This window comes from Paractinoplanes pyxinae (genome assembly GCF_026626335.1).
Lineage (GTDB): Bacteria > Actinomycetota > Actinomycetes > Mycobacteriales > Micromonosporaceae > Actinoplanes > Actinoplanes pyxinae.
Window position 1 is genome coordinate 459,287 of record NZ_JAPNTZ010000007.1, and the last position, 12,678, is coordinate 471,964.

General features: G+C 70.2%; 10 protein-coding genes and 1 pseudogene. 10 read left to right on the forward strand and 1 reads right to left on the reverse strand.

Translation table 11 applies throughout. The features are described 5' to 3' along the window. The first annotated feature begins 13 nt into the window (after positions 1-13). The 6 genes from OWR29_RS22170 (at position 14) to OWR29_RS22195 (ending at position 7,976) form a co-directional block, all read left to right on the forward strand. Entirely contained in the window at positions 14-1,450 is a 1,437-nt protein-coding gene (locus OWR29_RS22170) for a TldD/PmbA family protein (protein ID WP_267564977.1), read from the forward strand. Beyond that, positions 1,447-2,904: a TldD/PmbA family protein gene (locus tag OWR29_RS22175; RefSeq protein ID WP_267564978.1), complete on the forward strand. Its 1,458-nt coding sequence runs from the start codon at positions 1,447-1,449 to the stop codon at positions 2,902-2,904. The genes OWR29_RS22170 and OWR29_RS22175 overlap by 4 nt, the downstream gene beginning before the upstream one ends. 164 nt (positions 2,905-3,068) lie before the next feature. Then, positions 3,069-3,941, forward strand: a complete 873-nt coding sequence (locus tag OWR29_RS22180) for a hypothetical protein (protein WP_267564979.1) — start codon at positions 3,069-3,071, stop codon at positions 3,939-3,941. Positions 3,942-4,159: 218 nt separating this feature from the next. Continuing rightward, positions 4,160-4,981, forward strand: a complete 822-nt coding sequence (sdhC, locus tag OWR29_RS22185) for a succinate dehydrogenase subunit SdhC (protein ID WP_267564981.1) — start codon at positions 4,160-4,162, stop codon at positions 4,979-4,981. A 14-nt stretch (positions 4,982-4,995) separates the two neighbouring features. Continuing rightward, positions 4,996-6,960: a fumarate reductase/succinate dehydrogenase flavoprotein subunit gene (locus tag OWR29_RS22190; protein ID WP_267564982.1), complete on the forward strand. Its 1,965-nt coding sequence runs from the start codon at positions 4,996-4,998 to the stop codon at positions 6,958-6,960. Further along, entirely contained in the window at positions 6,960-7,976 is a 1,017-nt protein-coding gene (locus tag OWR29_RS22195; RefSeq protein WP_267564983.1) for a succinate dehydrogenase/fumarate reductase iron-sulfur subunit, read from the forward strand. The genes OWR29_RS22190 and OWR29_RS22195 overlap by 1 nt, the downstream gene beginning before the upstream one ends. On the opposite strand, the gene OWR29_RS22200 is transcribed toward OWR29_RS22195, so the two are convergent. Next, positions 7,977-8,753, reverse strand: coding sequence for a TetR/AcrR family transcriptional regulator C-terminal domain-containing protein (locus OWR29_RS22200; protein ID WP_267564984.1), 777 nt, complete (start codon positions 8,751-8,753; stop codon positions 7,977-7,979). A gap of 86 nt (positions 8,754-8,839) precedes the next feature. Here OWR29_RS22200 and OWR29_RS22205 point away from each other — a divergent pair, with 86 nt between their 5' ends. From OWR29_RS22205 to OWR29_RS22220, 4 genes and pseudogenes are all read left to right on the forward strand, one after another. Further along, on the forward strand, positions 8,840-10,354 hold the full coding sequence (locus OWR29_RS22205) for an MFS transporter (RefSeq protein WP_267564985.1): 1,515 nt from the start codon (positions 8,840-8,842) through the stop codon (positions 10,352-10,354). 38 nt (positions 10,355-10,392) lie between these two features. After that, entirely contained in the window at positions 10,393-11,040 is a 648-nt protein-coding gene (locus OWR29_RS22210; protein ID WP_267564986.1) for an alpha-ketoglutarate-dependent dioxygenase AlkB, read from the forward strand. Between the two features lie 219 nt (positions 11,041-11,259). Beyond that, the gene (locus OWR29_RS22215) at positions 11,260-11,976 is read left to right on the forward strand and encodes an ABC transporter ATP-binding protein (RefSeq protein WP_267564987.1); all 717 of its coding nucleotides are present in this window, start codon (positions 11,260-11,262) and stop codon (positions 11,974-11,976) included. Between the two features lie 65 nt (positions 11,977-12,041). Continuing rightward, positions 12,042-12,677: pseudogene (locus OWR29_RS22220) on the forward strand (ABC transporter ATP-binding protein); the annotation flags it as partial. Position 12,678: the final 1 nt, after the last annotated feature.

Genomic DNA, 12,678 nt, shown 5'->3' on the forward strand with positions numbered 1-12,678 from the left:
CTAGGGTCGGGCCATGAGTCACTTCGATGAGGCCTCGGCGGCGGTGCAGGCGGCGCTCGAGGCCGGGGCGCGCTATGCCGACTGCCGCGTCATGATTCGGCGCAGCGAGTCGATGACCGCGCGCGACGGCGATGTCGAAGAGCTCGTCTCGGGCGAGAGCGCCGGGCTCGGGGTGCGGGCCCTGGTCGGGTCGAGCTGGGGCTTCTACGCGATTCCCGACCTCTCCGATGCGGCCGCCCGGGCGGCCGGCCGCCGGGCCGCTCAGATCGCCACGGCCAGCGCCACCGTGCCGGGGCCGCCGATCGAGCTGACGCCCAGCGCGGCCGTCGAGGCGAGCTGGGCCAGCGAGTGCGCGGTCGACCCGCTCGGCCTGTCCCAGTCGGTCAAGGGCGACCTGATCGTCGGGGCCACCGCCGCGGCCAAGGCGGCCGGGGCCGATCTGGCCGAGGGCATCTACCAGATCTGGGATACGACGAAGTGGTTCGTCTCGAGCGACGGCCACCGCATCGACCAGCACATCCGCGAGTGCGGCGCCGGCGTCACGGCCAGCGCGTACGGCGACGGCGAGATCCAGCGCCGGTCCTGGCCCTCGCACCGCGGGCAGTACGGCACCAGCGGCTGGGAACTGGTCGACAGCCTCGACCTGATCGAGCACGCGCCGCGCATGGCCGAAGAGGCGCGGGCCCTGCTCACCGCCCCGCTCTGCCCCACCGGCGAGACGACCCTGGTGCTCGGCGGCGAGCAGCTTGCCCTGCAGATCCACGAGTCGGTCGGCCACGCCATCGAGCTCGACCGCATTCTGGGGTGGGAGGCAGCTTTCGCCGGCACCAGCTGGCTCGACCTGAAACAGCTGGGCTCGCTGCGCTACGGCTCCGAGCTGATGAACATCACCATCGACCCCGGCCTGCCGGGCGCGCTGGGCAGCTTCGGCTTCGACGACGAGGGCACCCCGGCCACCAAGCGGGACGCGGTGCGCGACGGCATCTGGGTCGGCGTGCTGGCCGGGCGCGACTCGGCCGCCGTGGCCGGGCTCGACTACGCGGGCAGCGTGCGCTCCGACGGCTGGGCCCGGCTGCCGATGGTCCGCATGACCAATGTGGGCCTCGAACCCGGCCCGCACACGCTCGACGAGATCATCGCGGCCACCGACGACGGCGTGTTCATGGACGTCAACCGCTCCTGGTCGATCGACGACCGGCGGCTCAACTTCCAGTTCGGCTGCGAGATCGGCTACGAGATCAAGAACGGCAAGCTCGGCCGCATGCTGCGCAATCCCACCTACACCGGCATCGGCCCCAAGTTCTGGCAGTCGATGGACATGCTCTCGTCCGAGAGCATCGCCTGGGGCACGCCCAACTGCGGCAAGGGCCAGCCCGGCCAGGTGGGCCATACCGGGCATCCGGCCGCGCCGGCCCGGTTCACCGACGTACGCGTGGGGGTGCGGGGATGAGTGCCGAGAGCATCCGGGCCGGGGTCGAGCTCGAGCTGGCCGCCCGGGTCGTCGAGCTGGTGCGGCAGGCGGCCGGCCCGTCGGCCGAGGCCGAGGTCGTGGTGCGGCACGACGCCGAGGCGCTGACCCGGTTCGCCGTGTCGATGATCCACCAGAACGTGGCCGAGGCGGTGACGACGGTCGGCCTGCGGCTGCACCTCGACGGGCGTACGGCGTCGGGCGCCACCACGGTCGTCGGGGCCGACGGGCTGCGCGGGCTGGTCGAGCGTACGGTCGCGGCGGCCCGGCTGAGCCCGCCCGACACGACGTGGCCCGGCCTCGCGCCGCCCAGCCCGCTGCACCACTCGGCCGGCTACCACGGCTCGGGCGAGCATTCCCGGCTCGACTTCGGCTTCGACGAGGCGACCGCGCGGGCCACTCCGGCCGAGCGGGCCGAGCTCGTCCGCGATTTCGTCAGCGCCGCCGACGGCCTCGAGACGGCCGGCTTCTGCCGCACGGTCTACACGTCGGCCGCGTTCGTCAACAGCGCCGGCCAGTCCGTCGAGGGACGCACGGCCGAGGCGGCGATGGACGGCATCGCCCGCGCCGGCGGGGCCGACGGGGTGGCCCGGCTGGCCAGTGGCCGCCTGTCCGACCTCGATGGCGCGCTGCTCGGCGCTCGCGCGGCGGCCAAGGCGCGGGCGGCACGCAATCCGGTCGAGCTGCCGCCCGGGCGGTACGAGGTGGTGCTCGAACCCGAGGCGGTGTCCGACCTGCTGGCCAACCTCTCGGTCTTCGGGTTCAACGGCAAGTCGTACGCCCAGAAACAGTCGTTCGCCGAGCTCGAGGCCGATCAGTTCGACCCGTCGGTGACCCTGGTCGACGAGCCGCTGGGCAGCCGCGACGAGCACGCGCCGGGCCTGCCGTTCGACGACGAGGGCACGCCCCGCGAATCGCTGGTGCTGGTGCGTGAGGGCGTCACCAAGGCGGTGGCCCACGATCGTACGTCGGCCGCCGAGGCGGGCGCGGTGTCCACCGGCCACGCCTCCGGCATGTCCCGCACGTGGGGTCCTTTCCCCAATCACGTACGGCTGGAGGCCTCCCCCGCGGCCACGCTTCCGCCCGTCGACGAGTCGATCGGCGCCGTGGCCGCGTCGGCCCGCCCGCTGGTGGCCCGCATGGAGCGCGGCCTGCTGATCACCGACCTCTGGTACACGCGGGTGCTCGACCAGAAGACGCTGGTGATCACCGGCCTGACCCGCAACGGCGTCTGGCTCGTCGAGAACGGCGAGGTGACCGCCGCGGTCGGCAACATGCGCTTCACCCAGTCGTACCCGCAGGCTCTCGCCTCCGGCATGGTGCTGGGCATCGGCGGCGAGTCGGTGCTGCTGCCCGACCGCTGGTCCGGCACCCGCTACGCGGCTCCCGCCCTGCACCTGGCCAGCTGGAACCTCACCGGCAACGCCTCCGGCTGACCGCGCGGTTATCCACAGCCGCCACTTATCCACAGCAGACCAACCCGATCAAGCCCACTTCCTCGATAATGACCAGCGGGGGATCCCCCGGTGGAGGGTGGGCTCGACGCTGTGGGTGATCATGGCGCGTCCTGTCGCATTGACCGGCGTGCTTCACTGAGGCCGTGAGCGACACGCCGCGCGACCCTGACCAGGACGACGCCGCCACCACGCGCCTGCCCAGAACCGATCGCGGCGGCGCTCCCGTGTTCCAACCGGCCGGCACCTCCCCGCAGCCGGCCGACGCGCCGGCGAGCAGCGCGGACCCCGCCGACGCTCCGGCGAGCAGTGCGGACCCGGCCGGTGCGGAGTCGTTCGCGCCCGGACGCGCGACGTCGACCACAACCGGCAGCCCGTCCGCAGCCGGCAGCCCCTCCGCAGCCGGCGGCGGACCGGCGAGCGGCAGCGGACCGGCGAGCGGCAGCCGCTCCCGGGTGACGGTCCGGGCGCGGCCGGCGTGGTGGCGGCGGCTGGCCGGATCCGGCACCTCCGACCCTCGGCAGCGACGTCGCCGGCAGTGGTTCGTGGCGGGCATCTCGATCGGTGCGGCGCTGATTGTGATCGCCCTCTGCGCGGGCGCACTCGCCGTCGTCGACGCCGTCTCGGACGTGCGCGACTCGGCCTCCGACGCCCGCGAGAACCGGGCCCTGCGCGATCAGAACTGCCTCGAACTCGAGCGCCGCCTCAACCGCCTGATCCCGCCCGGCTCCACCTCGACCCCGGCCGGCCGGGCCACGACGATCCGCGACGAGAACTCGGCCGTCCGCATCTATGTCGACGAGATCAGCGACGCCCGCAGCCAGGACGCCTGGCGGCAGATCCTCGACGCCCGGGCCGTCTTTGCCGACGCCCTCGACCGGCAGGCCAAATCGCGGACGCCGGCCTTCTACGTGCCGCCCCGCAACGCCGGTGACGCGCCCCTGGCCGACGACCTCATCGAGTGGTCGCCCGCCGCCTGCGCCGGCCCCATCCGCCGCCTGGCCGTTCCGGACCTCTGACCGACGTCCGTTTTGGATCACTCACACCAAGATCCATTAGCGTGTGCGAGCGTATCGATGCGATGAGGGTCGACTTTTGTGATCCATAACCCATCCCTGAGCGCGAAACTGTCCGACCCCCGGCGTAACGTGTGCCCCACATCACGCAAGCATGGCGGCTGCCGGGCTCCCCCTCGCTCGCCGGCCGGGTCACTGGGACAGGCACGTCAGGAGATCGAATGACGACCACGGCAACGAGGCCGGGCGTGGGACCCAACGGTCCGCAACGGCCCCGCGCGGCGATCACAGCCAAGACGCTACGCACCGACCGGTGGTGGCTCGCCCCACTCATCACTTTCGTCGGGCTCGGGGCCTGGGTCGCCTACGCGACCGTCCGCGTCTTCATGCACAAGTGGTATTTCGTCGAGCAATACCACTACCTCACGCCGTTCTACTCGCCCTGTCTCACCGACCGGTGCGTCGAGGGTTCAGCACTGTTCGGCACTCCCCTGCCGAGCTGGTGGATCCTGCCCGAGGCCGCCTTCACGCTGCCGTTCCTGCTGCTTTTCCGGCTGACCTGCTACTACTACCGCAAGGCGTACTACCGGGCGTTCTGGCTCTCGCCGCCGGCCTGTGCGGTGCCCGACGGTCACGCGAAGTACACGGGTGAGACCCGGTTCCCGCTGATCTTCCAGAACGCCCACCGCTACGCGTTCTACGCCGCGATGATCATCTCGCTGATCAACACGTACGACGCGATCATCGCGTTCCGCAGCGGCGACTCATTCGGCTTCGGGCTGGGCAACATCATCCTGGTCGGCAACGTGGTCATGCTCTGGCTCTACACGTTGTCGTGCCACTCGTGCCGCCACATCACCGGCGGCCGGCTCAAGCACTTCTCGAAGCACCCGGTGCGCTACCGCGTGTGGACCTTCGTGTCCAAGCTGAACGTCCGCCACATGCAACTGGCCTGGATCACGCTGGGCACCCTGGCCCTGACCGACTTCTACGTCATGGCCGTGTCCGCCGGCTGGTTCTCCGATCTTCGGTTCGTCGGCTAGGGGGAGGCGCACACATGACCACTGCACGAATCGAACGACACCACTACGACGTCGTCGTGATCGGGGCCGGCGGCGCCGGTCTGCGCGCGGCCATCGAGGCCCGGCTGGCCGGCAAGCGTACGGCGATCATCTCGAAGTCCCTGTTCGGCAAGGCCCACACGGTGATGGCCGAGGGCGGCGCGGCCGCGGCCATGGGCAACGTCAACTCGCGTGACAACTGGATGGTCCACTTCCGCGACACGATGCGCGGCGGCAAGTTCCTGAACAACTTCCGCATGGCTGAGCTGCACGCCAAGGAAGCGCCGGAACGCATCTGGGAACTCGAGACGTACGGTGCGCTCTTCGACCGTACGAAGGACGGAAAGATCTCGCAGCGCAACTTCGGCGGGCACGAATACCCCCGGCTCGCGCACGTCGGCGACCGCACCGGCCTCGAGCTGATCCGCACCCTGCAGCAGAAGATCGTCTCGCTGCAGCAGGAGGATTTCGCCGAAACCGGCAACTACGACTCCCGCATCCGGGTCTTCTCCGAGACCACGATCACCGAACTGCTGCTCGACGGGAACAAGGTGGCCGGCGCCTTCGGCTACTACCGCGAATCGGGCGAATTCCTCCTGCTCGAGGCGCCGGCCGTGATCCTGGCGACCGGCGGCGTCGGCCGCAGCTACAAGGTCACCTCGAACAGCTGGGAGTACACGGGCGACGGCCACGCCCTGGCCCTGCGGGCGGGCGCGACGCTGATCAACATGGAGTTCCTGCAGTTCCATCCGACCGGCATGGTGTGGCCGCCCAGCGTCAAGGGCATCCTGGTCACCGAGTCGGTCCGGGGCGACGGCGGCGTGCTGCGCAACAGCGACGGCAAGCGCTTCATGTTCGACTACGTGCCCGACGTGTTCCGCAAGCAATACGCGGATACGGAAGAAGAGGCCGACCGCTGGTACAACGACCCCGACAACAACCGCCGCCCACCCGAGCTGCTGCCCCGCGACGAGGTCGCCCGGGCCATCAACTCCGAGGTCAAGGCGGGCCGGGGCACCAAGGCGGGCGGCGTCCTGCTCGACGTCTCGACCCGCATGCCGGCCGAGACGATCACCAAGCGCCTCCCGTCGATGTACCACCAGTTCAAAGAGCTGGCCGACGTCGACATCACGAAAGAGCCGATGGAGGTCGGCCCCACCTGCCACTACGTGATGGGCGGGGTCGAGGTCGAACCGGACAGCGCGGCCGCCATGGGCACGGTCGAGGGGCTGTTCGCCGCGGGCGAGGTGTCCGGCGGCATGCACGGCTCCAACCGCCTGGGCGGCAACTCGCTGTCCGACCTGCTGGTCTTCGGCAAGCGGGCCGGTGAGCACGCCGCGGCGTACACCGACTCGCTGGCCAAGCGGCCCAAGGTGGCCACGTCCGATGTGGAATCGGCGGTGGTCACCGCCCTCGCACCCCTGGAGAGGCAGGGCGGCGAGAACCCGTACACGCTGCAGCAAGATCTTCAAGCGGTGATGGGCGACCTGGTCGGCATCATCCGGCGGGCGGGGGAACTGACCGACGCGCTCAAGCGGATCCAGGAGCTCAAGCTGCGCGTGGCCCAGGTCGGCGCGGCCGGCGGCCGGCGCTACAACCCGGGCTGGCACCTCGCGCTCGACCTGCGCAACATGCTGATCGTCTCGGAGTGCACGGCCAAGGCGGCGCTCGAGCGTGAGGAGTCCCGCGGCGGTCACACCCGCGAGGACTTCCCGGCCATGAACCCGGACTGGCGCCTGGTCAACCTGGTCTGCTCGCTCGACAATTCGGGCGACGTGCACCTCGAGCGCAAGCCGCTGCCCCGCATGCGCGACGAGCTGATCCAGCTGTTCGAGCGCACCGAGCTGTCGAAATACCTGACCGAGGACGAACTGACCCAGTTCGACGCGATCGAGGGTCCCAAGGGCGACGCCCGCGTCCCCGGCGTGCGTACCGACCCCAGCAAGACGGAGGCGAAGTAATGGGCACCAAGCGTCACTTCCGCGTCTGGCGGGGCGATTCGGCCGGCGGCGACATCGAGGACTTCGACGTCGAGGTCAACGAGGGTGAGGTCGTGCTCGACATCATCCACCGGCTGCAGGCGACCCAGACGCCCGACCTGGCCTGCCGGTGGAACTGCAAGGCCGGCAAGTGCGGCTCGTGCTCGATGGAGATCAACGGCAAGCCGCGGCTGGGCTGCATGACCCGCATGTCGACGTTCGAAGAGGACGAGACGGTCACGATCACGCCGCTGCGCACCTTCCCGGTCATCCGCGACCTGGTCACCGACGTGTCCTTCAACTACGAGAAGGCGCGCGAGACCCCGGCCTTCGCGCCGCCGCCCGGGGTGGCTCCGGGCGACTACCGCATGCAGCAGGTCGACGTCGAGCGCAGCCAAGAGTTCCGCAAGTGCATCGAGTGCTTCCTCTGCCAGAACACGTGCCACGTCGTCCGCGACCACGAAGAGAACAAGGCCGCCTTCTCGGGGCCGCGTTACTTCATCCGGGCCGCCGAGCTCGACATGCACCCGCTCGACGACCGTGAGGACCGCAAGGAGTACGCCCAGGCCAACCAGGGCATGGGCTACTGCAACATCACCAAGTGCTGCACCGAGGTCTGCCCCGAGCACATCAAGATCACCGACAACGCGATCATCCCGATGAAGGAACGCGTGGTCGACCGCCGCTACGACCCGTTGGTCTGGCTCGGCCGCAAGATCTTCCGGCGAGACGAGCTCGACGGCTCCAACGGCTCGCGGGGCGAGAACATGGCGCCGAGCACCTCGGTCGGTGTCACCGACCTGGCCCAGGGTGGGGCGTTCCCGACCCACCGCGGTCCCGAGGGTCCCGAGGTGCGTGAGGACGGCAAGATGGACGTCACCGAGGTCACGCTGCCCACCCAGGGTGGTCCGTCACCGTTCGGCGACCAGCAGTTCCCGTTGCCGTCCGACCGGGTGTCCTATCAGCAGCCCGCACAGCCGCCGGACAACGACCACTGATCAGCCGCGCCGGTCGTCGATGTCACCGTCGGCGGCCGGCGCGCCGTCGTTCCGCAACCACATCTCCAGCCCGTCGAGCAGGCGTTCCAGGCCGAAGGCGTACGTCTCCTCGAGCACCTGGTCCGGGTCGTTGCGCATGGGCCCGGTCTCTTTGCGCCACTTCTCGTAGTTCGGGTTGTCGGGCGCGAGCCGTTCCAGATAGGGCTCGACGTCCTCGGCCACCTCTTCCCACGTCTTGCCCGTCCGCTTCATGGCCGACTTGATCGCCGCCTCGGACGTCGCCGAACCGATCGCGTGCGCATTCAGCAACGCGGTGGCGTGCGACAACGGCATCCCGCTGAAGCCCGCCGCAGTGAACAGCGTGACGAGCCGCTCGCCCATACGCATCGCGTTGGGCCCCAGCGTCGGATGCAGGCCGAGCAGGCCGATCACCCAGGGGTGCCGCAGCAGCGCCGACCGCATGCCGTTGGCGCTAATCGAGGCGCCCATCCGCCAGGTCGTGTCGCCCGGCTCGGGCACGTAGACCTCGCCCAGCACCTCGTCGACGGCCAGCTCGAGCAGCTCGTCCTTGTTCGCCACGTGCCAGTAGAGCGACGTCGCGCCCGACCCGAGCTTGGTGCCCAGCCGCCGCATGCTGAGCCCGGCCGGCCCTTCGGCGTCGAGCAGGTCGATCGCCGCGCGGACGATCTGCTCACGGCTCAGCGAGGGCTGACCGGTCTGGGCCCGGGGCGGCTTCAGCCACACGGAGCCCGTGAAGCTGTCGGAGCTGGATGACATACGCCCATCCTAAAGTGGCTCGCACAGTGTTCGAGGCTACTGGTACGGTGTGCGAGCCAATCGAACACCGTACGAGAGAGGCCGTCATGACGGAGCGCAACCCTCGGCGCTGGCTGATCCTCGGCGTGCTGTGCCTGAGCCTGCTGGTGGTCGTCGTCGACAACATGGTGCTCAACATCGCGATCCCGTCGCTGATCCGCGACCTGGGCGCGAGCACCGCCGAAATCCAGTGGATCATCGACGCGTACATCCTGGTCTTCGCCGGCCTTCTGCTCACCGCGGGCAGCCTGTCGGACCGCCACGGCCGCCGCCGCGGCCTGGTGATCGGCCTGATCGTCTTCGGCGGCGCCTCGGTGCTGGCCACGCTCTGCCGGACGCCGGAACAACTGATCGCCGTACGCGGCCTGATGGGTGTCGGCGCCGCGTTCCTCATGCCGGGCACGCTCTCGATCCTCACCACGGTCTTCGCCGAGGACGAGCGCAAGAAGGCCATCGCCATCTGGAGCTCGGTGCTCATGCTGGGCGCCCTGGGCGGGCCCAGCCTGGGCGGCCTGCTGCTCGAGCACTTCTGGTGGGGATCGATCTTCCTGCTCAACGTGCCGATCGCGATCCTCGGCATCGTGGCCGCGCTGGCCGTCATCCCCGAGTCGCGCGGGCACGCCAACCGGCCCGACCTGCTGGGCGCGCTGCTCTCGATGATCGGCATGACGGCCCTGGTGTGGGGCGTCATCAACTCGGCCCAGGGCGGCTGGGGCTCGGGCTCCACCATCGGCGGCTTCGTGGTCGCGGCCGTGGCGCTGACCGCCTTCGCCCTGTGGGAACGCAGGGTCGCCGAGCCGATGCTGCCACTCACGCTGTTCCGCAACCGCAACTTCGCCGGGGCCAGCCTGTCGATCGTCCTGCTCTCCTTCTCGGCCGGCGGCGTGCTGCTCGCCCTGACGCAATACCTGCAGTTCGTGCTGGGCTACGAGCCCCTCAAGGCCGGCACCGCCTTCATCCCGATGATCGTCACCGCCATGATCTTCAACGGAGTTGGCGTCGTCGTCGACAAGAAGTTCGGCACCCGCACCGCCCTGGCCGGCGGCCTGCTGCTCATGGCGGGCGGCTTCGGCATCCTCGCCTCGCTTTCCCCGGGCGACGGCTACCTCAAGCTGGCCTTCGCGCTGGTCGTGATGGGCATGGGCAGCGGCACGGCCGGGCCCGCCGCCTACGGCACGCTGATGGGCGCGCTGCCGCCCGAGCGGGTCGGCGTCGGCTCCGCGGTGAACGACACCGTGCAGCAGGTGGGGACGGCGTTGAGCGTCGCGGTGCTCGGCAGCGTGCTTACCGCCACCTATCGCGCCGCCATGCCGGCCGACGTGGTGGGCCAGGCCCGCGACTCGATCGGCGACGCCCTGCGCATCGCGTCCGCCACGGGAGACGCCGGCCTGGCCCGGGTCGCGCAGGATTCGTTCGTCTCGGCCATCGCCTCCACCTCCCTCATCGGTGTCATCGGCGGCGTCGTGGCGGCCGTCGTGGCCATCGCCGTCCTGCGGCCGAAGCCGCCCGCGGACCCCGCTGCAGATGCCGCGCCGGAACCGGAGTCGCAACTGGCCGCCTGAGACCGCCGATCTTCGAACAGCCGTACTAACATGGCGGCATGACCAGCACCTACCAGCCATCGATGTTCGACCTGAGCGGCGACGCCGGGGGCGCGAGTGCCCCCGGCGCCGGCGATCTCGCGGGTCACATCCAGCGCCACCAGCTGACCGCCGGCGCGTGGGTCGATGTGCTGCCCGGCTGGCTGCACGGGTCCGACGCGGTCTTCGAGGCCCTGCTCGGCATCGACTGGCGGGCCGACCGCCGGCAGATGTACGACAACGTCGTCGACGTCCCCCGCCTGCTGCGCTGGTTCGGCGGCGACGAAGAGCTGCCTCACCCCGCTTTGACCGAGGCGAAGGCCAAGCTCAATACCCACTACGCCGCCGAGCTGGGCGAAGAGTTCATCACCGCCGGCATGTGCCTGTATCGCGACGGCCGCGACAGCGTGGCCTGGCACGGCGACACCATCGGCCGCTCGGCCCGCCACGACACGATGGTCGCCATCGTCTCGCTGGGCTCCCCGCGCCATCTCTCGCTGCGCCCGCGGGCCGGCGGGCACGACACGCTCCGCTTCCCGCTCGGTCACGGCGACCTGATCGTCATGGGCGGCTCCTGCCAGCGCACGTGGGAACACGCGATCCTCAAGACGGCCAAACCCGTCGGCCCGCGCATCAGCGTCCAGTTCCGCCCGGCCGGCGTCGCCTGAGTCTGGTTCCGCGCCCCTAGCAAAGGGTCGGGCCGGAGCGCCCGAATCACTCGTCGGCGTGCGATAAACGTCGATGGAAACAACTTGGAAACAGGCGGTTGACGTGCACGCCGAGAAAGTTACACTGCCAGTGTAAATAGTTGACCAACCTGCTCCACAGAGGACGAACGGTGTCTTCGTTCGCCCTGGCCATCCCGCCGCCCCCGAGCCGAGGTGACCATGTCAACGGAACCGCCAGACGACACCGATCAGGGCCTGGCCCTGCACCACATCACCGTCCGCTTCGGAGGGTTGCTCGCCCTCGACGACGTCTCCCTGCAGGTCGCCCCCGGGCGCGTCGTCGGGATCATCGGGCCCAACGGCGCCGGCAAGACCACCCTCTTCAACGTCATCTGCGGGTTCGTCGGCCCGCAGTCCGGCTCGCTCACGCTCGACGGCAAGCCGTTCCGCCCGCGCCCGCACCACCTGACCCGTCGCGGCATCGCCCGCACCCTGCAGGGGGTGGGCCAGTTCGGCGGCATGACAGTTCTCGAGAACGTGCTGGTCGGGGCCCGATCCCGCAAGGCCGAGGCGGACGCCTGGGCCGCCCTGGAGCGCTGCGGCGTCGCCGAGCACGCCCGGGCGCTGCCGGGTTCGCTGCCGTACGCGAAACGCAAACGCGTCGAACTGGCCCGGGCCCTGGCCTCCAAGCCACGCATCCTCATGCTCGACGAGCCGGCCGGTGGCCTCGACACCGAAGAAATCCGCTGGCTGGCCGAGCTGATCCAGGGAGCGCAGACCACCGTGCTGCTGGTCGAGCACCACATGGAGCTGGTCATGTCGGTCTGCGACGAGATCCTGGTTCTCGACTTCGGCAAGCCCATCGCGCTGGGCACCCCGGGCGAGATCCGCACCAACGAAAAGGTCGCCGAGGCCTACCTGGGGGCGGCCGCATGAGCGCGCTGCTCGAGGTCGAGGGCCTTACCGCCGGCTACGGCGCCGCGCCCGTGCTGCACGACGTCAGCCTGACCGTCCAACCGGGAGAGATTGTCGCCGTTCTCGGGGCCAACGGCGCCGGCAAGTCGACCCTTCTGCGTACGCTGTCCGGCCTCCTGCCTGCCTCGAGCGGCCGCATCACGTTCGACGGCCAGGATCTGCGCGGCATCCGGGTCGAGCGCATGGTCCACCATGGCCTCGCTCACGTGCCCGAGGGCCGCGGCGTCGTCACCGAGCTCACGGTCGACGAGAACCTGCGCCTCGGCGGACTCTGGCGGAAGCCGCAACCGTCGCTGGAGCCGATCTACGAGCTGTTCCCCCGCCTGGCCGAACGTCGCAGCCACCTCGGCCATCAGCTCTCCGGGGGCGAACGCCAGATGCTCGCGATCGGCCGGGCCCTGGCCGCGCAGCCCCGGCTGCTGCTGCTCGACGAGCCCTCGCTGGGCCTGGCCCCCAAGATCACCGCTCAGATCATGGCCCTGCTGCGCGATCTGCGTGACCGCACCGGCCTGGCCGTCCTGCTGGTCGAGCAGAACGTCCGCAGCGCGCTCTCGATCGCCGATCAGGGAGTCGTGCTGTCACTGGGCCGCATCGTCACCCGGCACGACGCCGCGACGCTCGTCGACGACGCCGACCTCCGGCACGCCTACCTGGGGTTCTGAC

Bases quoted from the DNA above. Each gene is read 5' to 3' on its own strand.
- sdhC (WP_267564981.1), top strand. From the start codon at position 4,160: ATGACGACCACGGCAACGAGGCCGGGCGTGGGACCCAACGGTCCGCAA.
- OWR29_RS22205 (WP_267564985.1), top strand. From the start codon at position 8,840: ATGACGGAGCGCAACCCTCGGCGCTGGCTGATCCTCGGCGTGCTGTGC.
- OWR29_RS22210 (WP_267564986.1), top strand. From the start codon at position 10,393: ATGACCAGCACCTACCAGCCATCGATGTTCGACCTGAGCGGCGACGCC.
- OWR29_RS22175 (WP_267564978.1), top strand. From the start codon at position 1,447: ATGAGTGCCGAGAGCATCCGGGCCGGGGTCGAGCTCGAGCTGGCCGCC.
- OWR29_RS22170 (WP_267564977.1), top strand. From the start codon at position 14: ATGAGTCACTTCGATGAGGCCTCGGCGGCGGTGCAGGCGGCGCTCGAG.
- OWR29_RS22215 (WP_267564987.1), top strand. From the start codon at position 11,260: ATGTCAACGGAACCGCCAGACGACACCGATCAGGGCCTGGCCCTGCAC.
- OWR29_RS22195 (WP_267564983.1), top strand. From the start codon at position 6,960: ATGGGCACCAAGCGTCACTTCCGCGTCTGGCGGGGCGATTCGGCCGGC.
- OWR29_RS22200 (WP_267564984.1), bottom strand. From the start codon at position 8,753: ATGTCATCCAGCTCCGACAGCTTCACGGGCTCCGTGTGGCTGAAGCCG.
- OWR29_RS22190 (WP_267564982.1), top strand. From the start codon at position 4,996: ATGACCACTGCACGAATCGAACGACACCACTACGACGTCGTCGTGATC.